The 24,166-nt window shown below is 70.2% G+C and carries 30 protein-coding genes and 1 tRNA gene; 19 read left to right on the top strand and 12 right to left on the bottom strand.

The genetic code is table 11. From position 1 onward, the window contains the following. The first annotated feature begins 53 nt into the window (after positions 1–53). From ACK4TT_RS11435 to ACK4TT_RS11425, 3 genes are all read left to right on the top strand, one after another. Positions 54–572 (top strand): sigma-70 family RNA polymerase sigma factor, encoded by a 519-nt coding sequence (locus ACK4TT_RS11435; RefSeq protein ID WP_409636909.1) that lies wholly within the window; start codon positions 54–56, stop codon positions 570–572. After that, the gene (locus ACK4TT_RS11430) at positions 569–1,312 is read left to right on the top strand and encodes an anti-sigma factor domain-containing protein (protein WP_410213010.1); all 744 of its coding nucleotides are present in this window, start codon (positions 569–571) and stop codon (positions 1,310–1,312) included. The genes ACK4TT_RS11435 and ACK4TT_RS11430 overlap by 4 nt, the downstream gene beginning before the upstream one ends. Positions 1,313–1,413: 101 nt before the next feature. Then, a complete protein-coding gene (locus tag ACK4TT_RS11425) occupies positions 1,414–1,764 on the top strand; it encodes a GxxExxY protein (protein ID WP_409636915.1) in 351 nt (116 codons plus the stop codon). 34 nt (positions 1,765–1,798) lie between these two features. Here the strand turns inward: ACK4TT_RS11425 and carA are convergent, their stop codons facing one another. Further along, positions 1,799–2,968, bottom strand: coding sequence for a glutamine-hydrolyzing carbamoyl-phosphate synthase small subunit (gene carA, locus ACK4TT_RS11420; protein WP_410213009.1), 1,170 nt, complete (start codon positions 2,966–2,968; stop codon positions 1,799–1,801). Positions 2,969–3,117: 149 nt separating this feature from the next. Between carA and ACK4TT_RS11415 the strand changes: the two genes are divergently transcribed. Then, positions 3,118–3,555, top strand: a complete 438-nt coding sequence (locus ACK4TT_RS11415; protein WP_409636921.1) for a DUF1330 domain-containing protein — start codon at positions 3,118–3,120, stop codon at positions 3,553–3,555. Between the two features lie 62 nt (positions 3,556–3,617). Continuing rightward, positions 3,618–3,863, top strand: coding sequence for a DUF1272 domain-containing protein (locus tag ACK4TT_RS11410; protein WP_409636924.1), 246 nt, complete (start codon positions 3,618–3,620; stop codon positions 3,861–3,863). Here ACK4TT_RS11410 and ACK4TT_RS11405 read toward each other — a convergent pair. After that, positions 3,842–4,969 (bottom strand): response regulator, encoded by a 1,128-nt coding sequence (locus tag ACK4TT_RS11405; RefSeq protein ID WP_409636927.1) that lies wholly within the window; start codon positions 4,967–4,969, stop codon positions 3,842–3,844. The genes ACK4TT_RS11410 and ACK4TT_RS11405 overlap by 22 nt on opposite strands. A gap of 159 nt (positions 4,970–5,128) precedes the next feature. Between ACK4TT_RS11405 and ACK4TT_RS11400 the strand changes: the two genes are divergently transcribed. Beyond that, positions 5,129–5,824: an HAD family hydrolase gene (locus tag ACK4TT_RS11400; protein ID WP_409636930.1), complete on the top strand. Its 696-nt coding sequence runs from the start codon at positions 5,129–5,131 to the stop codon at positions 5,822–5,824. A 31-nt stretch (positions 5,825–5,855) separates the two neighbouring features. Here ACK4TT_RS11400 and ACK4TT_RS11395 read toward each other — a convergent pair whose 3' ends face one another. After that, positions 5,856–6,245 (bottom strand): GxxExxY protein, encoded by a 390-nt coding sequence (locus ACK4TT_RS11395; protein WP_409636932.1) that lies wholly within the window; start codon positions 6,243–6,245, stop codon positions 5,856–5,858. 142 nt (positions 6,246–6,387) lie between these two features. On the opposite strand from ACK4TT_RS11395, the gene ACK4TT_RS11390 reads away from it, so the two are divergent. The 7 genes from ACK4TT_RS11390 (at position 6,388) to ACK4TT_RS11360 (ending at position 13,195) form a co-directional block, all read left to right on the top strand. Next, the gene (locus ACK4TT_RS11390) at positions 6,388–6,783 is read left to right on the top strand and encodes a hypothetical protein (protein WP_410213008.1); all 396 of its coding nucleotides are present in this window, start codon (positions 6,388–6,390) and stop codon (positions 6,781–6,783) included. Next, complete coding sequence (locus tag ACK4TT_RS11385; protein WP_410213007.1) at positions 6,776–7,342, top strand: hypothetical protein; 567 nt, start codon at positions 6,776–6,778, stop codon at positions 7,340–7,342. The genes ACK4TT_RS11390 and ACK4TT_RS11385 overlap by 8 nt, the downstream gene beginning before the upstream one ends. Before the next feature lie 10 nt (positions 7,343–7,352). After that, a complete protein-coding gene (gene sigJ, locus ACK4TT_RS11380; protein ID WP_409636941.1) occupies positions 7,353–8,234 on the top strand; it encodes an RNA polymerase sigma factor SigJ in 882 nt (293 codons plus the stop codon). A 117-nt stretch (positions 8,235–8,351) separates the two neighbouring features. Further along, positions 8,352–10,256 carry a DNA primase gene (gene dnaG / locus ACK4TT_RS11375; RefSeq protein WP_409636944.1) on the top strand — a complete coding sequence of 635 codons (1,905 nt, stop codon included), beginning with the start codon at positions 8,352–8,354 and terminating at the stop codon, positions 10,254–10,256. A gap of 446 nt (positions 10,257–10,702) precedes the next feature. After that, positions 10,703–12,616 carry an RNA polymerase sigma factor RpoD gene (gene rpoD, locus ACK4TT_RS11370; RefSeq protein WP_409637034.1) on the top strand — a complete coding sequence of 638 codons (1,914 nt, stop codon included), beginning with the start codon at positions 10,703–10,705 and terminating at the stop codon, positions 12,614–12,616. 31 nt (positions 12,617–12,647) lie between these two features. After that, entirely contained in the window at positions 12,648–12,902 is a 255-nt protein-coding gene (locus ACK4TT_RS11365) for a hypothetical protein (RefSeq protein ID WP_409636947.1), read from the top strand. A gap of 92 nt (positions 12,903–12,994) precedes the next feature. After that, positions 12,995–13,195 (top strand): hypothetical protein, encoded by a 201-nt coding sequence (locus ACK4TT_RS11360; RefSeq protein ID WP_409636950.1) that lies wholly within the window; start codon positions 12,995–12,997, stop codon positions 13,193–13,195. A 7-nt stretch (positions 13,196–13,202) separates the two neighbouring features. Here the strand turns inward: ACK4TT_RS11360 and ACK4TT_RS11355 are convergent, their stop codons facing one another. Continuing rightward, positions 13,203–13,823, bottom strand: a complete 621-nt coding sequence (locus ACK4TT_RS11355; protein ID WP_409636953.1) for a TIGR02466 family protein — start codon at positions 13,821–13,823, stop codon at positions 13,203–13,205. Positions 13,824–13,962: 139 nt separating this feature from the next. Here ACK4TT_RS11355 and ACK4TT_RS11350 point away from each other — a divergent pair, with 139 nt between their 5' ends. Continuing rightward, positions 13,963–14,832, top strand: a complete 870-nt coding sequence (locus ACK4TT_RS11350) for a hypothetical protein (RefSeq protein WP_409636956.1) — start codon at positions 13,963–13,965, stop codon at positions 14,830–14,832. A 74-nt stretch (positions 14,833–14,906) separates the two neighbouring features. Next, positions 14,907–15,356: a DUF6152 family protein gene (locus tag ACK4TT_RS11345; RefSeq protein WP_409636959.1), complete on the top strand. Its 450-nt coding sequence runs from the start codon at positions 14,907–14,909 to the stop codon at positions 15,354–15,356. A 73-nt stretch (positions 15,357–15,429) separates the two neighbouring features. Here the strand turns inward: ACK4TT_RS11345 and ACK4TT_RS11340 are convergent, their stop codons facing one another. Together ACK4TT_RS11340 and ACK4TT_RS11335 are read right to left on the bottom strand one after the other, a co-directional pair. Then, a complete protein-coding gene (locus tag ACK4TT_RS11340; RefSeq protein WP_409636962.1) occupies positions 15,430–15,906 on the bottom strand; it encodes a hypothetical protein in 477 nt (158 codons plus the stop codon). A gap of 94 nt (positions 15,907–16,000) precedes the next feature. Further along, the gene (locus tag ACK4TT_RS11335) at positions 16,001–16,225 is read right to left on the bottom strand and encodes a flagellar basal body rod C-terminal domain-containing protein (RefSeq protein ID WP_409636964.1); all 225 of its coding nucleotides are present in this window, start codon (positions 16,223–16,225) and stop codon (positions 16,001–16,003) included. Positions 16,226–16,324: 99 nt separating this feature from the next. Between ACK4TT_RS11335 and ACK4TT_RS11330 the strand changes: the two genes are divergently transcribed. After that, on the top strand, positions 16,325–16,675 hold the full coding sequence (locus ACK4TT_RS11330) for a hypothetical protein (RefSeq protein WP_409636967.1): 351 nt from the start codon (positions 16,325–16,327) through the stop codon (positions 16,673–16,675). 4 nt (positions 16,676–16,679) lie between these two features. On the opposite strand, the gene ACK4TT_RS11325 is transcribed toward ACK4TT_RS11330, so the two are convergent. Further along, entirely contained in the window at positions 16,680–17,927 is a 1,248-nt protein-coding gene (locus ACK4TT_RS11325) for a serine hydrolase domain-containing protein (RefSeq protein ID WP_409636970.1), read from the bottom strand. Between the two features lie 361 nt (positions 17,928–18,288). Between ACK4TT_RS11325 and panD the strand changes: the two genes are divergently transcribed. Together panD and ACK4TT_RS11315 are read left to right on the top strand one after the other, a co-directional pair. Further along, on the top strand, positions 18,289–18,645 hold the full coding sequence (gene panD, locus ACK4TT_RS11320) for an aspartate 1-decarboxylase (protein ID WP_409636973.1): 357 nt from the start codon (positions 18,289–18,291) through the stop codon (positions 18,643–18,645). A gap of 34 nt (positions 18,646–18,679) precedes the next feature. Beyond that, positions 18,680–19,111, top strand: a complete 432-nt coding sequence (locus ACK4TT_RS11315) for a hypothetical protein (protein WP_409636976.1) — start codon at positions 18,680–18,682, stop codon at positions 19,109–19,111. On the opposite strand, the gene ACK4TT_RS11310 is transcribed toward ACK4TT_RS11315, so the two are convergent. Beyond that, complete coding sequence (locus tag ACK4TT_RS11310) at positions 19,101–19,838, bottom strand: SIMPL domain-containing protein (RefSeq protein ID WP_410213006.1); 738 nt, start codon at positions 19,836–19,838, stop codon at positions 19,101–19,103. The genes ACK4TT_RS11315 and ACK4TT_RS11310 overlap by 11 nt on opposite strands. Before the next feature lie 99 nt (positions 19,839–19,937). Here ACK4TT_RS11310 and ACK4TT_RS11305 point away from each other — a divergent pair. Beyond that, positions 19,938–20,013 (top strand) — tRNA-Ile (locus ACK4TT_RS11305). A 65-nt stretch (positions 20,014–20,078) separates the two neighbouring features. On the opposite strand, the gene ACK4TT_RS11300 is transcribed toward ACK4TT_RS11305, so the two are convergent. The 4 genes from ACK4TT_RS11300 to ACK4TT_RS11285 form a co-directional block, all read right to left on the bottom strand. Further along, on the bottom strand, positions 20,079–21,002 hold the full coding sequence (locus ACK4TT_RS11300) for a polysaccharide deacetylase family protein (protein WP_409636982.1): 924 nt from the start codon (positions 21,000–21,002) through the stop codon (positions 20,079–20,081). Next, entirely contained in the window at positions 21,002–21,754 is a 753-nt protein-coding gene (locus ACK4TT_RS11295) for an SDR family NAD(P)-dependent oxidoreductase (protein ID WP_410213005.1), read from the bottom strand. The genes ACK4TT_RS11300 and ACK4TT_RS11295 overlap by 1 nt, the downstream gene beginning before the upstream one ends. After that, positions 21,751–22,539: an IclR family transcriptional regulator gene (locus ACK4TT_RS11290; RefSeq protein ID WP_410213004.1), complete on the bottom strand. Its 789-nt coding sequence runs from the start codon at positions 22,537–22,539 to the stop codon at positions 21,751–21,753. Before ACK4TT_RS11290 ends, ACK4TT_RS11295 begins: the two co-directional genes overlap by 4 nt. Positions 22,540–22,888: 349 nt before the next feature. Beyond that, positions 22,889–23,890, bottom strand: coding sequence for a YeiH family protein (locus tag ACK4TT_RS11285; protein WP_410213003.1), 1,002 nt, complete (start codon positions 23,888–23,890; stop codon positions 22,889–22,891). Between the last annotated feature and the right edge of the window lie 276 nt (positions 23,891–24,166).

Here is a 24,166-nt window from a genome sequence, read left to right as displayed (position 1 = left end):
GGCGCGGGCAGCTTGGGGTCGTGGCGACCTCCTCCGAAGCCCTGGCCGGACTGATGACTCGCATCGCCGATGGCGAGCGCGACGCCCTGCGACAATTGTACGAGGCCACCTCCGCGAAGCTTTTCGGGGTCTGCCTGCGTATCCTCAAGGATCGCGAGGAGTCCGAGGACGTGCTGCAGGACGTCTATGTCACCATCTGGCGCCGCGCCGACCGCTTCGACGCGGGCCGGGCGAGCGTGGTGACGTGGATATCGACCATCGCCCGCAATCGGGCCATCGACCGGCTGCGCGCCCGCGGACCCCTGGCCTACGCCGAGCCCGTCGAGGACCTCGAGATCGAGGATGAGGGCCAGGCCGGGGCCGAAGCCCTGCTGTCGGCCGCCGACGACCGCGCCCGGCTCGCCGGGTGCCTCGCCGAACTCGACGCCCGCACCCAGCAGGTGATCCGGACCGCCTTCTTCGAGGGGGTGACCTACGACGCGCTGGCCCGCCGGATGGAGACGCCGCTGGGCACGGTGAAGAGCTGGATCCGCCGCGGTCTCGCCAAGCTCAGGGGGTGCCTGGAGCGATGAGCGAGGAGCCCGAACTGACCGAAGCCGAAGCCCTGGCCGCCGAGCATGCGCTGGGCGTGCTGTCGGCCGCCGAACGGGCCGAGGCCGAGGCCCGCATGGCCCGCGACCCCGTCTTCGCCGCCGAGGTCGCCGCTTGGCGCATCCGGCTCGCGCCCCTGCTGGACATGGTGGCGGCGGTCGCCCCGCCCGCCGCGCTCTGGGCGCGGATCGAACGCCGGCTGCCCGCCAACGATAACGACACGGATCGCGAAAGGGCGGTGCGCCGCCTGAGGTTCTGGCGCGGGACGGCGATGGGCGCGATGGGACTGGCGGCGGCGAGCCTGGCCGCCGTGGTCGTGCTGATGGGCCGCCCGCCCGTGGTGGTCCAGCCGCGGCCCGCGGCGCCGCCCGCCCCCCTGCTCAACGCCAGCCTGATGCCCCAGGCGGGCGGGCCCCAGCCGCTGTTCGTGGCCGCCTACGATCCCGACCGCCAGGCGCTGATCGTCACGTCGCTGGTGCCGCCCGGGACCGACCCGCTGCACGTCCACCAGCTCTGGCTGATCCCGCAGGACGGCAAGCCCCGGTCGCTGGGCATGGTCGAGCCGGGCAAGTCGCGGGCCATGCCCATGCCCAAGCCGATGACCGACATGGTCGAGGAAGGCGCCGAACTGGCCGTCTCGGTCGAACCCCCCGGCGGCTCGACCGACCCGCAGGGCCCCAGCGGCCCCATCGCCGCCAAGGGCAAGCTCGGCCGAATCTAGGCTTATGTTCTTTCATTGTTCTGGTTCGGCCATCGTCGTATGGTCGAACGACGAACCACGAAAGACACGAAAAGCACGAAAGGCTCCTCTATGCGGACGAGGTGTTCCGCATCCAAGGCGCCGTGTTCGAGGTCTATCGCGCCATGGGCGCGGGGTTCCTGGAGTCCGTCTATCAGGAGTGTTTGGCCTTTGAGCTTGAGGCGCGGGGAATGCCATTCCGCGCCCAGGCTCCCCTTGCGCTGGACTACAAGGGCCGCCGTCTCCAGCAGGCGTACAAGGCCGATTTCGTCTGCTTCGACAGGATCGTTCCGGAGCTGAAGTCGACGCGGGCGATAGCGCCCGAGCATCGGGCGCAGACGATCAACTACCTGCGGGCGACCGGTCTGCGCCTCGGCCTGCTCGTCAACTTCGCGGCGACGCCGAAAGTGCAGATCGAGCGCTTCGCGCTCTGACCTGCTTTCGTGTCTTTCGTGCTTTTCGTGGTTCTTACTTCTTCCCGTCCATCAGGCCGGCGAAGCGTTCGAAGAGGTAGAGGCTGTCGGTGGGGCCGGGCGAGGCTTCCGGGTGGTGCTGGACCGAGAACACCGGGCGGCCCTTCAGGGCGATGCCGGCGTTGGTGCCGTCGAACAGGCTGACGTGGGTCTCGACGACCGGGGCGGGCAGGGTGTCTCGGTCCACGGTGAAGCCGTGGTTCATCGACACGATCTCCACCTTGCCGGTGGTCAGGTCCTTCACCGGGTGGTTCGCGCCGTGGTGGCCCTGGTCCATCTTCACCGTCTTGGCGCCGAGGGCGAGGGCGAGCATCTGGTGGCCGAGGCAGATGCCGAACACCGGCTTGCCGCTGTCGACCAGCTTCTGGATCTCGGGCACGGCGTATTCGCCGGTGGCGGCCGGGTCGCCGGGGCCGTTGGAGAGCAGCACGCCGTCCGGATTGCGCGCCAGGATCTCCTCGGCGGTGGTGTTGGCGGGCACCACGGTGACGCGGGCGCCGACCGAGGTCAGGGCGCGCAGGATGTTCCGCTTCACGCCGAAGTCCATGACCACGACGTCGTACTTCGGCGCTTCGGGCGCCTTGGCGTAGCCTTCGCCCCAGGACCACAGGCCCTCGTCATAGACGAACGGCTGCAGGCAGGAGGCGTCCTTGGCGAGGTCGAGGCCCATCAGGCCGTTCCAGGCGCGGGCCTTCTCGACGAGCGCGTCGAGGTCGAACCGGCCGTCCGGGCTGTGGGCGATGACCGCGTGGGGCATGCCGTGTTCGCGAATCCTGCGGGTCAGCGCGCGGGTGTCGACGCCGGCCAGGCCGATGACGCCACGCCGGCTCATCCAGGTTTCGAGGTCGGCGTCGGCGCGGTAGTTGGCCGGCCGGGTGGGGACGTCGCGGAAGATCGCGCCGCGGGCCGCGGTCTCGGCCGAGCCCGACATCTGCTCGATGTCCTCGACGTTCGTTCCCACGTTGCCCACGTGCGGGAAGGTGAAGGCCACGATCTGGGCCATGTAGGAGGGGTCGGTCAGGATCTCCTGGTAGCCGGTCATGGCGGTGTTGAAGCACACCTCGCCGACGGCTTCGCCGACCGCGCCCACGCCCACGCCCTGGAGGATGGTTCCGTCCGCCAGCGCCAGAACGCCGGTGACGCCAGGCAGCAGGTCTCGGCTCATGGCGGGGGGGCTCCTTCGGGCGTCAGGGTGGCAAAAAGGCGGGCCGAGGTGAACCCCGCCCGCCGCGCAAACGGCCGCGTAGGTAGTGAGTCGCGCGGCCTGGGTCAATGCGGCTAACGTGTCGGAGCGGATTCAGGAAGGGATATCGGATGAGCGGCGGTCACATCGATCCGGAGCGCGAGGCCTGGGAGGTCTTCAAGTCGCTGCCCCGCGACGAGCCGATCCACATGCTGAACCTGATCCGGCTGAAGCCGAAGGCCGACTATCCGGCGGGCCATCCCGACCACGGCAAGGACCTGACGGGTCTCGACGCCTACCGCGCCTACGGCCGGACGACGGCCCACATCTTCAGGCGGCTGGGCGGGCGGCAGGTGTGGGCCGGCAAGCCGCAGGTGATGGTGACGGGGCCCCAGGACGAGGCCTGGGACCTCGCCTTCATCGCGGAATATCCGAACGCCGAGGCCTTCATCGCCATGGTGCGCGATCCCGAGTACCGGGAGCTGGTCCAGCACCGCACGGCGGGCGTCGCGGACTCCCGCCTGCTTCGGCTCGCGCCGGTTGAGCCCGGCGAGGGCTTCGGCGAATAGCCGGCGCAAATCGAGGGAACCTTGTCCTTCCGGCTGGGCGGCCGATCAGGCAGGCTCGGTCCATGCTGGCTCTTAGACCCAATTGCGAATGCTGCGACCGTGACCTCGCGCCCGACAGCCGGGACGCGCGGATCTGCAGTTTCGAATGCACCTTCTGCGCCGATTGCGCCGAGGGGCGTTTCCACGGCGCCTGCCCGAACTGCGGCGGCGGTCTCGTGGCCCGGCCGATCCGGCCCTCAGGCCTGCTGGACCGCTTCCCGGCGTCGAGGGAACGGGTGACAAAGCCTCACGAGGCGTGCGCCGCCTGAAGTTGCAGCGCCGCCTGCATGGCGGTCAGCAGTTCGTCGATGCGGATCGGCTTGCCCACGTGGCCGTCCGCTCCGGCGGCGGCGGTCGCGGCGCGGTCCTCCGGCGAGGTGTTGGCCGACAGCACGATGACGGGGGTGCGCGGGCGTCCCGTCGCCCGCTCCTCGGCGCGGATCTCCCGGATGGCCTCGACGCCGCCGGCCACCGGCATCCGCAGGTCCATCAGAAGCAGGTCGAAGTCGCCGCCCCGCCAGGCCGCCACCGCCTCGGCGCCGTTCTCCACCGTCGCCACGTCGCAGCCGGCCGCCTCCAGCATCAGTTCGATGACCTTGCGGTTGGTGGGATTGTCGTCGGCGGCGAGGACTTTCAGCGGCCGTTCGATGTCGGGGGCGGGGCCGACCGCCTCGGGCGCCAGGTCCGCCTCGCCGTAGTCCAGTAGGCCCGTGACGATCTGGTCGAGCTGGCGGGCCGAGGCGGCGATCTCGGCCGCCAGCGCGCGCTGGCGCGGCGAAAGCTCGGTGGCCTCCAGCGCCCGCAGCAGCCCCAGCACGCCGTTCAGGGGCGTCCGCAGCTCGTGGGACATGTCGGCCAGGAACTCGGTCTTGGCCCGGTGCGCGGCCTCGGCGTGGGCGAGCGCGTGCTCCAGCGCCTCGGCCTGGCGTTTCATGTGGGTGATGTCGACCCGCAGGCCGATCACCCCGCCGTCCGAGGTGCGCCGTTCCTCGATCATCAGCCAGCGGCCGTCGGCGATCTTCTGTTCGTGGCGCTCGCCGGTGGGATTGAGCAGCTTGGCCTCGCGTTCGGCCAGCCATTCCTCTTCGCGGCCGACCGCGTCGGGATAGTCGCCGCGCCGCACGCCCTCGCGCAGGGTGTCCATGAGCCGCTCGCCCGGCGCGAAGAGGTCGGCCGAGCGGTGGTAGATCTCGGCGTAGCGGCGGTTCCACAGGATGTAGCGGCCCTGGGCGTCCAGGAAGACGACGCCCTCCGGCAGGACGTCGATGGCCGCGCGCAGGCGCGCCTCGGCCAGCCGCGCCTCCGCGCGGGCCTGCGCCACCGCGCTCCCGTCGAACAGCCTCGCCGCCCAGGCGAGCAGCCTTCCCACAGCCATGACACCCCGAAGCCCAACCGACGGCGGAAGATGGCGCGGCAGGGTTTCCGAGAGCTTGAGACGGGCTCGTCCGGGCCGCTTTGCGGCCAGCCGCCTGAACGATGATCACCTGGCGCCCGGCGATTGCGCAGCCGGCGGCCCGCGCCTTAAGGAGCGGCCATGCGCATCACCACGGTCGGCCTCGATGCCGACGACACCCTCTGGCACAACGAAGGCATCTTCCGCTTCACCCAGGACCGGTTCCTGGCGCTGATGGCCCATCTGGTCGAGCCCGAGGTCCTGATGGCCCGGCTGCGTGAGGTGGAGAAGCGCAACCTCCGCCTCTACGGCTACGGCGTGAAGGGCTTCACGCTGTCGATGATCGAGACGGCCATGGAGCTGACCGGCAACGAGGCTCCGAGCCGGCTGATCGCCGAGATCCTGGCGGCGGGCCGCGAGATGCTGACCCATCCGGTCGAGCCGCTGCCCGGCGTGGAGCAGGCGCTCGCTGAGCTGTCGCAGGACTACCGGCTGGTGCTGATCACCAAGGGCGACCTGCTGCACCAGGAACAGAAGCTGGCGGCCTCGGGCCTCGGCGAGCTGTTCGTGGCCGTCGAGATCGTCTCGGAGAAGGACGCCTCGACCTACGAGCGGGTGTTCGCCCGCCACGGGACCGGCGCGGCCCAGGCGGCCATGTGCGGCAACTCCATGCGCAGCGACATCCTCCCGGCGCTGGAGGCCGGGGCGTACGCGGCGCACATCCCCTACGAGCTCATCTGGGAGCACGAGGTCGCCGACGCGCCCAAGGGCCACCCCCGCTTCGCCGAACTCGCGTCCATCTCCGACCTCCCCGCCTGGCTGCGAGGCCTGAGCTGAGGGGAACCACGGATTTCACGGATTACACGGATTAGAGCGCGAAGCGCTCGATCTCCGCGCTGCCGGCTCCAAAATTTACGAGCAATCCCACTCGCATCCCGGAAGCGCGGAGATAGTTAATCGTCTGCGCCCGATGCTCGGGCGCGATGGTGCGCACCGCCTTCAGTTCGACGATGATCCCGCCGTAGCAGACGAAGTCGGCGACGTAGGTCTGTTTGAGCCAGCGCCCATCATATGTGAGCCGCAGGGGCTCCTGCGCCTTGAAAGGGACCTCCTGCCTCTCGAACTCGATCGCGAGACACTCATGGTAGACCGCTTCGAGGAAGCCTGGACCGAGCGTGCCGTGCACCTTGAACACAGCCCGGCGGATTCGGAACGTCTCGTCCCCATAGAGCAGACGATGGCCATCGGCGCCTTCCATCTGGGCTTGAATAGCACAGGCAGGTGGCGTGAACAATACAAGAACAAATCCGTGCAATCCGTGAAATCCGTGGTTCCAGAAATCTTCATGTCACACCGCGCCGGCCTCTCACGTCCTTGGGGCGATCGAAGAGGAGGCGGGTTTGGTTCGGAACTGGGATCGGTGGCTTTCGGGGCTGCTGGCGGCGGCGCTGGGCGGCAATGGGCTTGTCATGCTGTTCAGCTCGCAGGCCTGGTACGACGCCGTGCCGGGCGTGCCGGCGACGGGGCCGTTCAACGCCCACTTCGTCCGCGACATCGGGGCGGCCTATCTGGTGGCCGGCCTCGGAGCGGCGTGGTTCGCCTGGCGCCCGCGCGAGGGCTGGGCGGCGCTGGCGGCCGGGGCCCTGTTCCTGACCTTCCACGCCGGCATCCACGTCTATGACGCGGCCTGCGGCGCGACCCCCTGGGCCGACGTCGCCCAGGATTTCACGGGGGTCTACCTGCTGGCCGCCCTGCCGCTCCTGCTCGCCCTCTTCCGTCGCCCCGCAGATGCATGAGGAGACCGAGATGATGCTGCGCGCCTATCTGTCCCGCTGGCTCGACCGGTTCGAGAAAGCCTTCGACTACGACGCCAGCTACATGCGCCACGTGCTGCGCGTGAGCCCGAAGAGCCTGGTGAAGTTCGGCTTCGGGACCAAGGCGGCCGACCCCAAGGCGGCGCCGGCCGAGGCCCTGGCCGCCGCCGGCCTCGTGGGCGCCATGAGCGAGGACTGTGGCCCCTGCGTCCAGGTGGGCGTCGACATCGCCACGGCGAACGGCATGGACCCCGCCGTCCTGCGGGCGATCATCGCCGGGGACGAGGCGGCCATGGGCGAGACGGCGGCGCTGGCCTACCGCTTCGCCAAGGCGAGCCTGGCCCGCGACATGGAGGCCTGCGACCCGCTGCGCGATGAGATCGTGCGCCGCTGGGGCGACAAGGCCCTGGTGGCGATCGGCCTGACGATCACGGCCGCGCGGATGTACCCGACGCTCAAGTACGCCCTGGGCTACGGCAAGGCGTGCTCCCGGGTGGTGGTGGCCGGCGAGGCGGTCGCGCCGCTCAAGCGCGCGGCCTAGGATGACGACCATGGACGCAGGCCTCACCGATGCCTTCGAGGCCCAGCGGCCGCGGCTGAAGCGGCTGGCCTATCGCATGCTGGGCTCGGTCGCCGAGGCCGAGGACGCGGTGCAGGACGCCTGGCTGCGCTGGACGCGGGCGGGCGAGGGCGTCGCCGACCCCGCCGCCTGGCTGGTGCGGGCCACGACCCGGCTGTGCATCGACCGCCTGCGCGCGGCCAAGGCCGAGCGGGCGGCCTATCGCGGCCCGTGGCTGCCCGAGCCGCTGATCGAGCCGCTGACCGAGGACCCCGTGGAGCGGGCCGAGGACGTCTCGATCGCCTTCCTCCTGGCCCTGGAGCGGCTCTCCCCCCTGGAGCGGGCGGTGTTCCTGCTGCACGACGTCTTCGAACAGGACTACGCCCAGGTGGCCGAGACCCTGGGCCGGACGGAAGCGGCGGTGCGCCAACTCGCCAGCCGCGCCAGGACCCACGTGCAGGACGCCCGCCCGCGCTTCTCGGTGGACGAGGGCCGGGCCAAGGAACTGGCCGAGGCCTTCGCCGCCGCCACGGCCGGCGCCGACTACGCCCGGCTGGCCTCGCTGCTGACCGAGGACGCGGTGATGGTCACCGACGGCGGCGGCAAGCGGAAGGCGGCTCTGCGGGTGATGGTCGGCCGCGACGACATCATCGGCCTCTTCCAGGGCATCCGCTGGCGGGCCGGCTTCCCGGAGGTGAACGCCTTCGAGGCGGTGCGGATCAACGGCTGGCCGGGCCTCCTGCTGCACCTGTCGGACGGACCCGAGACCATCGCCTTCGAGCCCGGCGAGGACGGCCGGATCGCGGCCATCTATGTCATGCGCAATCCGGAGAAGCTGGGGCACGTTCCGGAAGCTCGCGCGGAACGCCTGTAGAACGCACAGCTTATCCACAGCGTGTCGAAGGTGTATGCACAGGCGTCTACCGGGAGACTGCGAGTCGGCTGACAAGGCCGCATCCGAAGGCCCCGGTCGGCGAGGTAGACAGGCCGGATGCGCTTCGACGAGCACTTCATCGAGGAGATCAAGGGACGGCTGCGCCCGTCGGACGTGATCGGCAAGACGGTGAAGCTGCGCAAGCAGGGCCGCGAGTACGTGGGCCTGTCGCCGTTCAACAAGGAGAAGACCCCGTCGTTCTTCGTGAACGACGAGAAGGGCCAGTTCTTCGATTTCTCGTCGGGCAAGACCGGCGACATCATCACCTTCCTGCAGGAGACCGAGCGGCTCACCTTCGCCGAGGCCGTGGAGAAACTGGCCGCCGAGGCGGGGCTGGCGCTGCCCGCCGCCGACCCGCGTGGCGCCGAGGTCGAGAAGAAGCGCCAGGGGCTGGTCGACTGGCTGGAGCTGGCCGCCCAATGGTTCGAGGCCGAGCTGAAGCGGCCTTCGGGTCGCGACGCCCGGGCCTATCTGGAGAAGCGCGGCCTGCCCGAGAAGGACTGGGCCCGCTTCCGCTTGGGCTACTCGCCCTCCGGGCGCACGGCGCTGAAGGACTATCTGGTGGCCAAGGGCGCCCGCCCCGCCGAGCTGGTCGAGGCCGGCCTGCTGATCGCGCCGGAGGAGGGGGGCGCCCCCTACGACCGGTTCCGGGACCGCATCATCTTCCCGATCCTGGACGTGCGAGGCCGGGTGGTCTCGTTCGGCGGCCGGGCGATGGATCCGAACGCCCGGGCCAAATACCTGAACGGCCCCGAGACGGTCGTCTTCCACAAGGGGAACCAGCTCTACGGCCTTTCCGAGGCCCGCAAGATCCTGGCCGCCGCGCCCTCGGGCGACCAGCCGCCGCTGGTGGCGGTGGAAGGCTACATGGACGTGATCGCCTGCCAGCGGGCGGGCATCCCGGCGGTGGCGCCCATGGGTACGGCGCTGACCGAGGAGCAGATGGAGGTGCTGTGGCGCCACCATCACGAGCCCACGCTGTGCTTCGACGGCGACCGGGCGGGCCGCCAGGCGGCGGGCCGGGCCATCGACCGGGCGCTGCCGCTGCTGAAGCCGGGCAAGAGCTTCAGGTTCGCCCTCGTCGAGGGCGGCAAGGACCCGGACGAGGTGCTGCGCGAGCAGGGGCCGGCGGCGCTCAAGGCCCAGTTGGAGAAGACCACGCCCTTCGCCGAGGCGCTGTTCATCCGTGAGCGCGACCTGGAGCCGCTGGATACGCCCGAGCGGCGCACCTCGCTGAAGGTGCGCCTGCGCAAGCTCGCCGCCACGATCGCCGACCCGGACCTGGCCCAGGCCTACAAGGAGGACCTGCTGGGCCGCTACGAGCAGCTCTGGCCGACGCGGGAGCCGGTCTACACGGTGGGCGCCGCGGCCCGGGAGCTGTCGCGCCAGCGCTGGTCACGGAAGCCCGTGATGGCCGGGCCCACGCCCGAGGGCAAGCAGGCGGCCCAGGCGCTGAAGACCTCGGTGCGGCCGCTGGCCGCGGCCCTGGCGGTGGCGGCGCTGAAGGACCCCAGCCTGATCGACAACTCCATCGAGCTGGTGGGCGCCCGGGGCTTCGGGGACGAGCGGCTGGACGCCATCGCCCACGAACTGGTGCAGCTCCGCTACGAGGCCGGCGAGGCCGAGTTCGACGCCGTGGTCCGCCGCCTGCGCGCCAGGGGCATGAGCGAGGATGCGATCGCCCGCCTGGAGAAGGACGCCCGGCGCGCCGGCGTCAGCGCGCCGTTCCTGGACGAGACAGCCGCCCGCGAACGCGTCCGGGACCTTTGGCAGCAGGCCTTCGACCTGCTGATGCAACTGGACTCCCTGGAGAAGGCGGTGGAGGCGGCCGCCCGGGACCTGCCCCGGGACCAGGACGCCCAGGCCCTGATCCACCTGAAGGCCGAGCGCGATCACCTGCGCAAGCTGGTCAATTCCGACTGGGCCCACGCCGACGGCGACCGGCCCGTCCTGCCCCACTAGGCGCCGCCATGTCCCGACGCCGGACCCGTCTTGCGGCGAAATGCCGAGGGAAATCATTCCCCTTGGCGCCGTGTGGACATCTTGACTCCCGGCAGGCGGCTTGCCATCTGCCCCCGTGCGGATTTAGCGCGCTGTTGACAGGCATCGATTCGGGCCGCTGCGAACCATTCGGGCGCGCCCCCCATGTGGGTCTGATGATGTCTCCCTCGATGCGCGGTGATCCCAGGGGTTGCGCTGCGGAGGGGGACCTTCGCGGTCGTTCAGGCGTGGTTAGGCAACGTCCTTCATGCCTGCGGCGGCGCGACGCCCTGATGCGCGCGATCAGAACGGGAACGAACTTGGCGGACTGACGGGTCGTAACGTCGCGGCCCCTAGGCATATGACCGCCGGACACCATCTTGGGCCCGCCTCTTGCGGGGCGGGAAAGACCCATGTCGGAGAACTCGATGAGCTCGAATACAGCCGAAGCCGAAACGCCCGAAACCACCCAAGGCGACGGCCCGCTGCTCGACCTGACCGACGCCGCGGTCAAGAAGTTCATCAAGCAGGCCAAGGCCCGCGGCTACGTCACCATGGACGAGCTGAACAAGGTCCTGCCCTCCGAGGAGGTCACGTCGGAGGCCATCGAGGACACGCTCGCCATGCTCAGCGAGATGGGCGTCAACGTGGTGGAGTCCGAGGAGGACGCCGACGGCGGCGAGGTGGCGGTGCGCGAGGAAAGCGCCGTCGTCGAGACGACCAAGGAGCCGGCCTACGACCGCACGGACGATCCCGTCCGGATGTACCTGCGCGAGATGGGCTCGGTGGAGCTGCTGTCGCGCGAGGGCGAAATCGCCATCGCCAAGCGCATCGAGGCCGGCCGCGACACCATGATCCGCGGCCTGTGCGAGAGCGCGCTGACCTTCGAAGCGATCATGGTGTGGCGCGAGGAGCTGGAGAACGGCCGCATCCTGCTGCGCGAGGTCATCGACCTCGAGCAGACCTACGGCGGCCAGAACCAGGGCGCCGCCGAGGCGCCGGTCGAGGCCGAGGCCGAAGGCGCCGCCGAGGGCGAGGCCGAAGGCGAGAGCGACGACGACTTCGACGACGGCGCGGGCCCGACGATCAGCGCCATGGAGGCCGAGCTGCGCGAAGGGGTCATGGCGACCCTCGACGCCATCGCCGCCGAATTCGAGAGCTTCCGCCAGCTTCAGGAGAAGCTGGTCGGTCATCGCCTGAAGGGCCAGGACCTGTCGGACGCCGAGCGCAAGGCCTACCAGGCCGCCACCGGCACGATCGTCCAGCACCTCAAGACCCTGAAGCTGAACAACAACCGCATCGAGGCGCTGGTCGAGCAGCTCTATGCGATCAACAAGCGCCTGATGGTGCTGGAAGGCCGCCTGCTGCGCCTGGCCGACAGCTACGGCATCAGCCGCGCCGAGTTCCTGAAGGCCTATTTCGGCAACGAGATGCGCCCCGACTGGACCGACATGGTCAAGCAACTGGGCGTGCGCTGGACCAAGTTCGCCGAGAACGACGCCGCCCAGATCGCCGAGATCCGCTCCGAGATCGCCGCCTTGGCGCAAGAGACCGGCGTGCCGATCGACGACTACCGCCGCATCGTCCAGACGGTGCAGAAGGGCGAGCGCGAGGCCCGTCAGGCCAAGAAGGAGATGGTCGAGGCCAACCTGCGGCTCGTGATCTCGATCGCCAAGAAGTACACGAACCGCGGCCTGCAGTTCCTGGACCTGATCCAGGAGGGCAACATCGGCCTGATGAAGGCGGTGGACAAGTTCGAGTACCGCCGCGGCTACAAGTTCTCGACCTACGCCACCTGGTGGATCCGGCAGGCGATCACCCGCTCGATCGCCGACCAGGCCCGGACCATCCGCATCCCGGTCCACATGATCGAGACGATCAACAAGATCGTCCGCACCAGCCGCCAGATGCTGCACGAGATCGGCCGCGAGCCGACGCCGGAGGAACTGGCCGAGAAGCTGGCCATGCCGCTGGAGAAGGTGCGCAAGGTCCTGAAGATCGCCAAGGAGCCGATCAGCCTCGAGACCCCGATCGGCGACGAGGAGGACAGCCACCTCGGCGACTTCATCGAGGACAAGAACGCCGTCCTGCCGATCGACGCGGCCATCCAGTCCAACCTGCGGGAGACCACCACCCGCGTGCTGGCGTCGCTGACGCCCCGCGAGGAGCGCGTGCTGCGCATGCGCTTCGGCATCGGCATGAACACCGACCACACCCTGGAAGAGGTCGGCCAGCAGTTCAGCGTGACCCGCGAGCGGATTCGCCAGATCGAGGCCAAGGCCCTGCGCAAGCTGAAGCATCCCAGCCGGTCGCGGAAGCTGCGGAGCTTCCTCGACAGTTGACGGCCGGTCCCGGCGGAGGGAGCCTGCCGCCATGCCCGATGGCGACCTGACCCTGAAGCTTGACGACGAAACGCAGCGGCGGCTCGCCGAAGCCGCCCGGGCGGCCGGCATGTCGGTCGAGGCCTATGCGCTGGGCGTTCTCGTCGACGAGTTGGGGGGTGATCCCCTGTCGGTGTCGCGCGCCCGGCTGGCGCAATACCGCCGGACAGGGGAGTTCATTTCCGTCGAGGAGGCGATGAACTGCTTCGACCGGGAAATGGAGGCCGCGCTGGCGCGGAAGCGTTGAGCCGCACCGTACGCCTGTCGCCGCGGGCGACATGAGACCTGAAACGACTCGCCAATTTCCTCGCCGAGCGTGACCGAAACGCCGCCGGGCGCATGTCGGCCGTGTTGCGCGAGGCGCTCGACAGCCTGGCCGACCTCTCCCAGCCCATCGACTACGTGGCCGGGGCCAGGTTCGCCCGCATCAACTACGAGATCGCCCGCGAGCTGGCCGACGCGCCGCAGAGCCCGAGCTGGAACGCCGGCGACTTCTTCGGGGGCAGGTTCGGCGGCCGGCGGACCGTCGCGGACCGCTGAGGGCGCCTCACCGCCAGCCGTAGTTGAAGCTGACCGAGACGCGCGGGGTCTTGGCCCGGTTGGCCGGGACCTCGTGGCGCAGCCAGCTCTCCCACATGTAGATCGTCCCGGGCGCGGGCTGCAGGTAGACGAAGGGCTGGCGGGTTTCCGGTGCGTCCGGGCGGATCGGCGGGGCGGCCATCATCATGGCCAGCCTCGGGTCCTCGATCTTGAGCGCGCTCGCCCCGGGCGGGGTCTCGACGTAGTAGGTGCCCGAGATCACGCTGTGCGGGTGGATGTGGCTCGTGTGCGCCGCCCCGGGCTTCAGGACGTTGACCCACAGGCTGTCCAGCTTCAGTCGGCCGCGGCCCAGGTCGAAGTCGAGGGCCTCAGCGAAGGCGCGGGCGTGGCGATCCAGCCTGGTCTTCAACTCCCCGAAGACGCTGGCCCGCTGGGGCAGGTCGTCCAGCGACGCGTAGGAGGTGTAGCCGCCATAGCCGTGCTCGCGGCACCAGGCCCGGCCGGCGGCGTCCTCGGCTGCCAGCATGTCGCAGGCCTCGAAAATCTCGCTATTGAAATTTTCGAAATAACGGTCTGTTGTAAGGGTCGCTTCGTAGACCGAAGTGGCGAAGAGCGTGCGCAGCGTCATGCCGTCCGCGCTAGTCGCCGCGGGCCGTTTTGTCAAAGCCGCGCCTCGGCTGGCGCTTTGACTGAACGGCGTTTAGGCTGGACGCACAGAACAAGGGGGACCGGCGCGCAGGCGCACGGATCCCGGGGGAAACGAGAGCATGATCAGAATCGCGGCGGCGCTGGCGGCGGCCGGCCTGGTGATGAGCGGCCCGGCGGCCGTGGCCCAGACGAAGGCCCCCAAGGCCGGCTCCGTGGCCGCGTACAAGGCGCCGCGCCTGGCCGGTACGAAGCTCCCCGACCTGAACGGCGTCTGGCAGGTGATGAACACCGCCGGCTGGGACATCGAGCCGCATGCCCCGCGCGCGGCCCTGCAGATGCGCCCCGGCCCCCACGGTCCCCTGCCGGCCAAGGAGCTCCTGCCGCTGGGCGCGGTGGGCGCGGTCCCCGGCGGCGCCGGCGTGGTGGACGGCGGCGAGATCCCCTACACCCCCGAGGCCAGGAAGCTGCGCGACGAGAACCGCGCGGACTATCTGGCCCGCGATCCCGAGGTGAAGTGCTACCTGCCCGGCGTGCCGCGGGCCAACTACATGCACCTGCCGTTCCAGATCCTCCAGTCCGACAGGACGGTGATGATCGCCTATGAGTACGCGGGCGCGGTGCGCAGCCTGATGTTCGACGATCCGGGCCCGGCGCCGGTGGACTCCTGGATGGGCCAGTCGGTGGCCAAGTGGGAAGGCGACACCCTGGTCGTCACCGTTACCGGCCAGAACGACCGCACCTGGTTCGACCGGGCGGGCAACCACCACTCGGACCAGATGACGGTCGTCGAGCGATGGACGCCCACGGGGCCGAACACCATGCGCTACGAGGCCGAGATCACCGACCCGAACACCTTCACGCGCCCGTGGAAGATGAGCATGAACCTCTACCGGCGGCTGGGCGAGGACGCGCGGCTGCAGCAGTTCAAGTGCGTCGAGTTCGTCGAGGAGCTGATGTACGGGCACCTGCGCAAGGAACCGGTGAAGTAGCCCACTGAAGCGATCGGGGGCCCAGCCCTCCAAGGACAAGACCAGAGGCCGGCGACCGGCCGGGGAGACGGAAGATGGACAAGCGGAAACTGATCATCGCAGGCATGGTCGGCGCGGCGCTCGCGGCCGCGGCGGCCGGCGGCGCGGCCTGGGCTCACCACGCCTTCGCCGCCGAGTTCGACGGCAAGGCCCCGGTGCTGCTGCGCGGCAAGGTGACCCGCGTGGAATGGATCAATCCGCACGCCTGGGTGCATGTCGACGTGGAAGGTCCCGGGGGCAAGGTGACGCCCTGGATGGTCGAGGGCGGCACGCCCAACACCCTTCTGCGCGCGGGCATCGACCGCAACTCGCTGCGGCCGGGCACCGAGGTCATCGTCCGCGGCTACCAGTCCAAGGACAAGCTCTGCACGCCCAAGTGCAAGGCCAACGGCCGCGACGTGACCTTCGCCGACGGCCGCAAGGTGTTCATGGGCTCGTCCGGCACCGGCGCGCCGAAGGACGGCTCGGACCCGAACGAGAAGTAGGCTCCCAGGGAAGGCCCGAGGGAAGGCCCCGGGGTGTCGAGGGGAGCCGCGAGGCTCCCCTTTTTCGTGGCCGCTACTTCTTCGGCTTCTGCTCGTCGGCCAGCATGGGCCCGATGACGTACTTCTCGTGGCAGGCGACGCAGACCTCGTAGAGGCGGCCACCCGTGTCGAATACGGCCTTCCTGTCCTTCTTCTCGGCGGCGGCCTTGGCCTCGAGCGCCCGCTCGGTCAGGAGCTTGGCGTACTTGTTCCACTCGGCCGCGGGCTCGCGGGCGCGGCCGGGCAGCATCAGCAGGTTTCCGGCTTCGGCCACGGTGGCGGCGCCGTCCTCGACGGCTTTCCAGCCTTCCTCGGTGGTGGGCGAAAGGTCCTGCTCGCCCTCCTCGGTGAGCACGTAGCCCGAGCCCCGCCAGAACGCGAAGGCGGCCGGGTCCACCACGTGGACCATCAGCTCCTGCATATCGAGGCCGGTGTAGGCAGGCTGTTCGGGCTTGGGCTGGCAGGCGGCCAGCAGCACGGCCACGGCGGCCAGCGGCGTCAGACGGTGCACGGCGTATCCCCCCGGTTTCGGTCGCGCGATCGACGGCCGCGCTTGGCGGACAGTGTGCGTCAAGCGGAGCCTGGGGTCCACCGTTGGAAGGGGTCTAGCGTACCTGAATTTCGAGAAGCGACCGCCACATGTCCTGGGCGAACTCGATGACCTTGAGGTTGGCCGAGAAGTGGTGCTTGGCCTGGATCATCTCGACCATCTCGTGGCCCAAGTCGACGCTCTCGTCGATCGGCGCCTCGACGATGCGCTGGGCCGAGCGGGCGAAGCGGGTCTCCGCCGCCGCCAGACCTCCGCGGGCGATGTTGAGCGCGTCATCCATGCCGCGATCCTGACGCAACGGCGTTAAGGCCGCGCTGAAGGACATGGTGAACGTCTAGGCTCTTTCAGGCGTATGATGGGGTTAGCCCAGGAGACGCCCATGCGACCCTTTCTCCTCTCCGCCCTGGTGGCGGGCCTCGCCGGCGCCGCAGCCGCCCAGCCCGCGGGCGAACGCCCGCCGACCTGGACCATCCAGTGCATCGATGTCGCCGGAAACACCGCGCCGGCGGCTTGCGACGTGCCGGCCAGCCGGCTGGACCAGAGCGAACTCATCTGCACCTGCCCGGCCGGGGGCCTGCGCACCCGCGTGCCGATCTGTCCGCCCGGACAGCGGCCGCCGCCGGAAAGCGCCGCCCTGAACCGGGTCCGCAAGGACGCCGCCCGGGACGGCAGCCTGGAGGGCGACACGTTCGAGGGGCGCCCGATCTGCGTGGCCCCCCGCAACCCGTGACATCTCAGGCGCGAAGCGCGCCGTAGACCATCTTCTGGAACACCGGCAGGGCGAGGCGGCCATTGGGGCGCTGGCCCTGCATGGCCGTCACCGCCTCGGGACCCAGAGGCATGGAGTCCTGGATCAGGTAGATCAGGATCAGGTCATTGACGGGATCGGCCTGCCACCACGTCCCGAAGGCTCCCGGCCAGCCGAACGACCCTTCCGCGCCCGCGCCCATCCACTGGTGCTTCTCGGCGTCCATGATGGTCGAGACGCCCAGGCCGAAGCCCTGGCTCATCCAGAACGGCATGCCGAGGAAGTCGTGGGTCCGCTGGGCCTCGGTCAGCCGGTTGGCGGTCATCAGGTCGAGGGTCTCGGGCTTCGCCAGGCGCACGCCGTCCACCTCGCCGCGGCCCAGCATCAGGCGGGCGAACTTCAGATAGTCGTCGGCGGTGGAGATCAGCCCCCCGCCGCCCGCCTCGAAGGCGGGACGGGCCGGCGGCTCGGGCCAGGAGACGTCCTTCAGCGGCCCGCCCTCGGGCGGCGCCTGGTAGAGCTTCGCCATCCGATCGGCCTTCTCGGCCGGCGCCCAGAAGTCGGTGTCGTGCATGCCGAGCGGCGCGAAGACCCGCTCGCGCAGCACCTCCCCCAGGGTCTTGCCCTCGATGCGGGCCACCAGGAAGCCCAGCACCTCGGTGGCGTGGCTGTAGTGGAAACGCTCGCCGGGCGCGTAGGTCAGCGGCAGGGTCCCCAGCGCCTTCAGCCACTCGTCCGGGGTGATGCGATGGCCGAGCGGCGGGCCCAGCGTGTCCTCGTGGGCCTGGGCGATGGGGCCGGACGAGGTGAAGGCGTAGGCCAGGCCCGAGCGGTGGGTCATCAGGTCCTCGACCGTGATGTCGCGCGGGGCGGGGTAGGTGGCGTCCAGCGGGCCGGTCGGATCCTTCAGGACCTGCATGCCGGCCAGCTCGGGAATCCATTTGGTGATCGGGTCATCCAGCCGAAGCTTGCCCTCCTCCATGAGCTGGAGGGCGGCCAGCGAGGTCACCGGCTTGGTCATGGAGGCTATGCGGAACAGGGTGTCCCGCTGCATCGGCGCCTTGGCCGCCACGTCGCGGTGGCCGACGGTGTTGACCTGGACCACCTCGCCGCCGCGCCAGACCAGTGTCACCATGCCCGACAGCGCGCCCTGGTCCACGAAGCCCTGCAGGGCCGCCGGAACCTGAGCCAAAGCGTCGCGGTCGAAACCGCCCGGAACCTGACCGCCGTCCATCGGGCGCGCCTCCTTATCGTTGATCAGGGAAGATTACCGACGGGTGACGCGCGGTCCGTCAAGGGAAAGGCTGCGCCCGCCCGCGAGGGTTGCGCGCGCGCCGGCCCTCGCGTGCTGCGGCGCCGTAAGGTCAGGGGCGTCAGAAAGGCGCGCGCCCCCGCCGGGACTCTGCGACGCCTTGCCGCGCAAGGTCTCCCGCCGGGAGGTCCCCAAGCGTCACCTTCGCTGCATCGCGGCATTGAATGGTAAGGTCTTCATGCGTATATGCGCTTCGCGTCCAGCGGGCCTTGGCCATTGTGCGTGTCGCCGCCCGCGCGGTCCCAGCGTTTCACGAGCATTCCTTCACGAGGACGTCTGCGCCATGCTGGTCACCCTGATGAAGGCCAAGCTGCACCGGGCCACGGTCACCCAGGCCGACCTGGACTACGAGGGCTCCATCGCCATCGACCGCGACCTGCTGGACGCCTCCGGCATCCTGCCGCACGAACAGGTGGACGTGCTCAACATCACCACCGGCGCCCGGTTCACGACCTACGCCATCGAGGCGCCGCGCGGCTCCAAGGTGATCGGCGTCAACGGCGCCGCCGCCCGGCTCGTCCAAAAGGGCGACAAGGTGATCGTGGTGACCTATGGCATGCTGCCGGCCGAGGAGGCCCGCAACTATGCGCCCACGGTCGTGCTGCTGGACGATGGCAACGAGATCAAGCAGGCCGCCTAGGGCCGTATTCATCGCCGGCCTGGCCGGCGTCCTCATGCTTTCGGCCTGCGCCCCCGGCGCGCCGCCCGGTGTGGACAAGGACCGCCTGGACGCAGCGGTCTCGCGCGCCATCGGCGACCCCAACACCTGCGTGCTGATCGGCGCGAAGGGCTCGGGCAAGGTGCTCTACCGCTACAACACCGCCACCGCCTGCGCGAAGGAATACCCGGACTGCGAGGGGCCCGGCGCGATGAAGGTCGGCGACCTGCTGGACGCCGTGGCCAAGGACGGCCGCCCGCGCACGCTGAGCTGCAACACCCTGGCCGACGGCTCGCGCGGCGTCGGCTGGGCCGCCGGCCCCGTCGCGGGCAAGGACCTCGTCTACGCGGCGGTGATGGAAGGCGACCGGGCCTTTCCGGGGCTCATGATGGCCGACCGGCTGGAGGCCGCCTTCCGCCGCGCGGGCGTCAGCGCGCCTAGCGAGTAAGTTCGTAGAGGCCGGTGATGTCGACCCGCACGGTCAGTTGGCCGGGCGAGACCGAGGTGTCGGCCTTGGCGGCGCGGGCGAACTCCATCATCGGCATCGGGGGCTGGATCGGGAACGAGGCCGCGCCTTCGCTCAGCGACACCAGGCGCCACACCCGGTAGCCGGTCGCCCGGCCGTAGAGGTCGGCCTTCTGTTGCAGGGCCTTCACGGCTTCCTCGCGGGCGGCGTTCTCGGCGGCGGTCTGGTCGTCGAGGCCGAAGCTGATCCCGTGGATCTGGTTGGCGCCGGCGCCCACCGTGGCGTCCACCGCCTGGCCCAGCCGCTTCAGGTCGTGGACCGTGACGGTGACCATGTTCGAGGCCTGGTAGCCCACGAGCTGCGGCGGCTTGTTCTCCTCGTAGCGGTACTGGGGGTTGAGGTTCAGGCCCGAGGTCTGGATGTCCTTCTCGGCGATGCCGCCCCGGCGGAGCGCCGCCACGACGCCCGACATGCGCTGGGCGTTGGCCTGCATGGCCTCGACGGCGGTCGGGGCCTCGGTCGTGACGCCCAGGGTGATGGTCGCCATGTCGGGGGCGACCTTGGTCTCGCCATAGGCCGAGAGGTTGAGCGTGGTCGCCCGGAACATGCTGTCGGCCGCGGGGGGCGCAGCCTGGGCCAGGGCCGCGGGAACGGCCGCGCTCGCAGAAAGAGCCAGGGCCAGGGCGGACACGCGCATCAGGGTCTTCATCGAGGTCTCCATCGAAACTGGGCCGCAAACTCGCAAGCGCCACCTGAACGCAAGCTTTAAGCGGCGTGCAGCCCGTGGTAACCGCCAAACCCGCTGCAGGGGCCTGTAGCTCAATGGTTAGAGCCGGCCGCTCATAACGGTCTGGTTGCAGGTTCGAGTCCTGCCGGGCCCACCAGCGCGCTTCGCGCATGCCATGGGCGGCGGGCCGCCCAGCCGCGACGGCTTGCGCGCCGGCTCCTTTCAGACGGCCGGGCAGGCCGCGAGCACGTGGTCGACGACCTGGCCGTGGGTTCCGAACCATGCGCCCAGGCCGCGCCCAAGGGCGATGATCTCCTCGAGGATCCAGATCCGCGAGCGCGCCCCGATGATGTGCGGATGCAGGGTCAGCTGGAACAGCCCGCCCTCGTCGCGCGCGGCCTCCAGCTCCCGCCGGAAGATGTCCAGCACGCCCTCGGGCGGCGTGTAGGGGCGCAGCCCGGCGAAGCGGTTCATCCCGAAGTAGACCGCGTCGTCCCGAATCCATTCGACGGGCAGCTCGACAACGCCGGTGGGAACGCCGTCCTGGACCAGCTCGTAGCAGTCGTCGTCGGCCATCAGCGAGCTGTCGTAGGTCAGGCCCATCTCGCGGATGATGGTCAGGGTATTGGGGCTGAAGTCCCACGAGGGCGTGCGGATGCCGCGCGGCCGGGTTCCGGCGATCTTCTCGAGCACGTCGGCGGATCGGAGCATCAGGTCCCGCTCGGCTTCGTAGGGCAGCACCGAATTGAGTTCGTGGATCCAGCCATGGATGCCGATCTCGTGGCCCTCGCCCGCCACCTGACGCTGTTCGTCCGGGTGCAGCAGCGCCGAGACCGCCGGGACGTAGAAGGAGGCCGGCGTATCGGTGCGGCGCAGGATGTCGAGGATGCGCGGCGCCCCCTTTCGCGGCCCGAACTGCCCCCAGCTCTGCCGGCTGATCGAGGCGCCGCCGTCGCGCAGGTCATTGGTCTCGTGGTCGCTGTCGAAGGAGATCGCCACGGCGAAGGGCGCGCCGCCGGGCCAGCGTTCGGGCGCCAGGCGCCGGCCTGCGCGCACCCGGTCCACCAGGCCGCGCCACACCGGTTCCGGCCACTGCCAGGGCTTCTGGTCAGGATCGGGGGCGGGGGGCCGGGGCAGGGGGGGCATCAATGGCCTCCATTCACGGAGAGGATCTCGCCCGAGATGAAACCGGCGAGGTCGGACGCGAGGAAGACGACCGCCCGGGCGATGTCCTCGGGCGTTCCCAGGCGGCGGAGCGCGACGCCTTCGACGATCGCCGCCCGCTTGGCCTCGCTGTACGAAGCCCACTGGGCCGCGGTGGCGGCATTGGTCTGGACGAAGCCGGGCGCGACGCTGTTGACCCGGATGCCGAAGGGGCCGAGCTCGTGACAGAGCTGGCGGGTGAGCCCCAGCATCGCGTGCTTGGCGGCGCAATAGGCCTGGACGCCGGTCAGCGACGCCTTCAGCGCCGCCCCGGAGGTGATGTTGACGATGGCGCCCCGACCGGCGGCCTTCATGCCCGGCGCGCAGGCCCGGCTAAGGGCCATGGCGGCGCCCAGGTTGATCGCGATGATCCGGTCCCACGCCTCGTCGGTCACGGTCTCGATCGGCGTGAAGGCCTGGCCCGCGACGCCGCCGGCGTTGTTGACGAGGACGTCCACCGGCGCCCCCGTGCGATCCTCCACCCGCCGAATCCAGTCGGCCGCCGCGGCCCGGTCGGTGAGATCGACCCGCGCCGTCTCGACGCCGGCGTCGGCGAGCGCCGCGAGCTCGGGTTCGAGGATGTCGCAGGCGAAGACCCGGGCGCCGAGGTCGAGGAAGCTCAGCGCGATCGCCCGGCCGAAGCCGATGGCGCCGCCGCTGACGACGACCGTCCGGCCGGAGAAGTCCAGGTTCATCCGGCGCGGCGCCGCGGCTGCGGCTCCTGGTTCAGCTCGGCGGCGAGGACGCCGGCCCAACGCTTCACGGCGCCGATCACCTGTTCGCGCTTCTCCTCGAAGCGGTTGGTCACGCAGCCAACGTTGAGCGCGGCCAGGGCCCGGCCGTCCGGTCCCAGGACCGGCGCGGCGACGCCGGTGCCGCCCAGGGCGAACTCCTCCTCCACCGAGGCGAAGCCGGCCTCGGCCGCCTGCTCTATGCGGGCCAGGATCTTCCGGCGGTCGGTCAGGGTGTGGCGCGTCACGGCGGGGAAGGGACCCTCGCCCAGCAACCGGGCGCGCTCGGCCGCCGGACAGGTGGACAACAGCGCCCGGCCGATCGCGGTGCAGTAGAGGGGGATGGGGCGGGAGACGTCGGTGTCGTAGCGGACGTCGAGATCGGCCACGACTTTGACCAGGAGGCGGGCCTGGCCGGGCTCGTCCCAGATCCCCAGGGTGCAGGTCTCGCCGATCTCCCGGCTGAGCGCCTCGAGGATCGGACGCGCCAGGGTGACCAGACGGGCGTTCGGGTCGACGGTCCAGCCGAAGGCGCCGGCCCGGAAGTCGTCGGAAAGCCGGTAGCGGTCGGTCGTGGCGTCGCGCTGCACATAGCCGCGGTTCACCAGGGTCCGGAGCAGCATCAGCGTGCTGCTCTTCGGCGCGGCCAGGGCATGGGTCGCGTCGCGGAGACTCACCGCCTCCGGCGCCTGGGCGATGAACTCGAGCAGGTCGAGGACCCGCCCGGCGGAGAGGACATTGTCGGTCATCTAATTGAACGAAGTTCCTATGATTGAACGCATTGTCGCCTTTCGCCTAAGCTGGCGTCAATGCGGTGGTCGGCGGTTGGCGGGGGTATGGGCGCGATGCGGCTTGAGATGCCGATCGCGCGGCTTGTGGAGGAGAGCCCCAGCCACCACGCCGCCGGCGTCAACGCCGTGGTCGCCTGCCGCTGCGTGGCGGCGGCTCGGACGGCGACTTCACCGCCGCGCCCGGCGTGCCGACCCTGGATGGGTTGGGCATGGAGGGCGCGGGCGCCCACACCCTGCAGGAATACGGTCTGGTCTCTTGTCTCGGCCGGGGCCGGGACCTCGTCGCGGCGCTGCCGGCCGCCTGACATCAGGCGAGGCCGACGACAAGGACGAGCGTTCCGGCCGATATGAAGAGGGTGGCGAGGCCGGCGAGCAGCAGCGGCCGGGGCCCGCGCCGGACGAGCGCGGCGAAGCTCGCCCCCAGGCCCATGGCGGCCAGCGCCACGGTCATCAGCAGGGTGGTGACCGTGGAGAGGAAGGACTTCAATCCGGGGTCCAGGGAAACGAGCGAATTCAGCGCCACCGCGCCGACGAAGCCGAGCAGGAAGCCCGGGACGCCGGGCCGCGGGCCCGAGGCCGTCGCGGGCGAACGGGCGGCGAGGATGAGCACCAGGGGCGCCAGGAGGGCCACGCGGCCGAGCTTGGTCACGACGCCTGTCCGGCCGGCCTCGGGGCCGCCCTGGAACGCGGCCGCGGTGGCCTGCGCGACCTCGTGCAGGGCCCCGCCGGCCCATAGCCCCTGCTGATGCGACGACAGATGCAGCAGGGTCGAGGCCAGCGGAAGGAGGCCGAGGCCGAGGAGCCCGAACAGGGTGATGGCCGCGACGGCATAGGCCACGTCCTCCTCGGGCGCCTCGACGACGGTGTTGGCGGCGACGATGGCCGAGGCTCCGCAGACCGCGCAGCCGGCCCCGAGCAGTCGCGCCAGGCCGGCGTCCACGCCGAGCCATCGGCCGGCCCGCACGGTGAAGGGATAGACGCCCGTCACGGCGAAGATGATCACCGCAAGGCCCGGTAGCCCGAGCGCCAGCACTTGGCCGAGGCTCACCTGGAACCCCAGCAGCACGATGCCCAGGCGCAGGGCGCCCCGCAGGGTCAGGGCGATCCCTTCCTCACAGCTTGCCAGGGGGCCGGCCACGTTCCGGACGGCCATGCCGAGCAGGACCGCCAGTATCAGGGGGCTGAGCAGGGCCAGCGCGGGCAGCCGGTGCAGGGCGAAGGCGAGCAGGCCGATCGCAAGGCAGAGAGCGAGGCCCGGCCCGTGGACGAGGCCCCGCCGGCGGCGGCGCGAAAGCGGGTCTGATGACAAGGCCGGATTCGTTGCGAAGCACGCCCGCGACGTCGGGCCTGTCGGAGATAGACAATGGCCGCTCCGGTCCAAAACGTATTGTAGTTGTGGAAACGATCGGATTTCTCACTGATCCGATCAGTCCGCCCGGCTAGACAGAAAAGGCGACCTACCTCAAGTTGAGGGCGTCGCAATGAGGTCGACGTTCCGGGCGAAATGTTGTCTCAAGGGCCATTGTCGCCTCAGGCGCCTGGAAGCGCGGCGCCGAATTTCAAATCGACAAGTTTGGGTTATTGA

This window comes from Phenylobacterium sp., assembly GCF_046463815.1.
Lineage (GTDB): Bacteria > Pseudomonadota > Alphaproteobacteria > Caulobacterales > Caulobacteraceae > Phenylobacterium.
The sequence above is the reverse complement of the archived record's forward strand: the minus strand, read 5'-3'. Positions and strand labels throughout refer to the sequence as shown.

What these genes read in the sequence shown, in the direction of transcription:
- ACK4TT_RS11435 (WP_409636909.1), top strand. Translation starts at nt 54, where the DNA reads ATGACTCGCATCGCCGATGGCGAGCGCGACGCCCTGCGACAATTGTAC.
- ACK4TT_RS11430 (WP_410213010.1), top strand. Translation starts at nt 569, where the DNA reads ATGAGCGAGGAGCCCGAACTGACCGAAGCCGAAGCCCTGGCCGCCGAG.
- carA (WP_410213009.1), bottom strand. Translation starts at nt 2,968, where the DNA reads ATGAGCCGAGACCTGCTGCCTGGCGTCACCGGCGTTCTGGCGCTGGCG.
- ACK4TT_RS11415 (WP_409636921.1), top strand. Translation starts at nt 3,118, where the DNA reads ATGAGCGGCGGTCACATCGATCCGGAGCGCGAGGCCTGGGAGGTCTTC.
- ACK4TT_RS11410 (WP_409636924.1), top strand. Translation starts at nt 3,618, where the DNA reads ATGCTGGCTCTTAGACCCAATTGCGAATGCTGCGACCGTGACCTCGCG.
- ACK4TT_RS11405 (WP_409636927.1), bottom strand. Translation starts at nt 4,969, where the DNA reads ATGGCTGTGGGAAGGCTGCTCGCCTGGGCGGCGAGGCTGTTCGACGGG.
- ACK4TT_RS11400 (WP_409636930.1), top strand. Translation starts at nt 5,129, where the DNA reads ATGCGCATCACCACGGTCGGCCTCGATGCCGACGACACCCTCTGGCAC.
- ACK4TT_RS11395 (WP_409636932.1), bottom strand. Translation starts at nt 6,245, where the DNA reads ATGGAAGGCGCCGATGGCCATCGTCTGCTCTATGGGGACGAGACGTTC.
- ACK4TT_RS11385 (WP_410213007.1), top strand. Translation starts at nt 6,776, where the DNA reads ATGCATGAGGAGACCGAGATGATGCTGCGCGCCTATCTGTCCCGCTGG.
- sigJ (WP_409636941.1), top strand. Translation starts at nt 7,353, where the DNA reads ATGGACGCAGGCCTCACCGATGCCTTCGAGGCCCAGCGGCCGCGGCTG.
- dnaG (WP_409636944.1), top strand. Translation starts at nt 8,352, where the DNA reads ATGCGCTTCGACGAGCACTTCATCGAGGAGATCAAGGGACGGCTGCGC.
- rpoD (WP_409637034.1), top strand. Translation starts at nt 10,703, where the DNA reads ATGAGCTCGAATACAGCCGAAGCCGAAACGCCCGAAACCACCCAAGGC.
- ACK4TT_RS11365 (WP_409636947.1), top strand. Translation starts at nt 12,648, where the DNA reads ATGCCCGATGGCGACCTGACCCTGAAGCTTGACGACGAAACGCAGCGG.
- ACK4TT_RS11360 (WP_409636950.1), top strand. Translation starts at nt 12,995, where the DNA reads ATGTCGGCCGTGTTGCGCGAGGCGCTCGACAGCCTGGCCGACCTCTCC.
- ACK4TT_RS11355 (WP_409636953.1), bottom strand. Translation starts at nt 13,823, where the DNA reads ATGACGCTGCGCACGCTCTTCGCCACTTCGGTCTACGAAGCGACCCTT.
- ACK4TT_RS11350 (WP_409636956.1), top strand. Translation starts at nt 13,963, where the DNA reads ATGATCAGAATCGCGGCGGCGCTGGCGGCGGCCGGCCTGGTGATGAGC.
- ACK4TT_RS11345 (WP_409636959.1), top strand. Translation starts at nt 14,907, where the DNA reads ATGGACAAGCGGAAACTGATCATCGCAGGCATGGTCGGCGCGGCGCTC.
- ACK4TT_RS11335 (WP_409636964.1), bottom strand. Translation starts at nt 16,225, where the DNA reads ATGGATGACGCGCTCAACATCGCCCGCGGAGGTCTGGCGGCGGCGGAG.
- ACK4TT_RS11330 (WP_409636967.1), top strand. Translation starts at nt 16,325, where the DNA reads ATGCGACCCTTTCTCCTCTCCGCCCTGGTGGCGGGCCTCGCCGGCGCC.
- ACK4TT_RS11325 (WP_409636970.1), bottom strand. Translation starts at nt 17,927, where the DNA reads ATGGACGGCGGTCAGGTTCCGGGCGGTTTCGACCGCGACGCTTTGGCT.
- panD (WP_409636973.1), top strand. Translation starts at nt 18,289, where the DNA reads ATGCTGGTCACCCTGATGAAGGCCAAGCTGCACCGGGCCACGGTCACC.
- ACK4TT_RS11315 (WP_409636976.1), top strand. Translation starts at nt 18,680, where the DNA reads ATGCTTTCGGCCTGCGCCCCCGGCGCGCCGCCCGGTGTGGACAAGGAC.
- ACK4TT_RS11310 (WP_410213006.1), bottom strand. Translation starts at nt 19,838, where the DNA reads ATGAAGACCCTGATGCGCGTGTCCGCCCTGGCCCTGGCTCTTTCTGCG.
- ACK4TT_RS11300 (WP_409636982.1), bottom strand. Translation starts at nt 21,002, where the DNA reads ATGCCCCCCCTGCCCCGGCCCCCCGCCCCCGATCCTGACCAGAAGCCC.
- ACK4TT_RS11295 (WP_410213005.1), bottom strand. Translation starts at nt 21,754, where the DNA reads ATGAACCTGGACTTCTCCGGCCGGACGGTCGTCGTCAGCGGCGGCGCC.
- ACK4TT_RS11290 (WP_410213004.1), bottom strand. Translation starts at nt 22,539, where the DNA reads ATGACCGACAATGTCCTCTCCGCCGGGCGGGTCCTCGACCTGCTCGAG.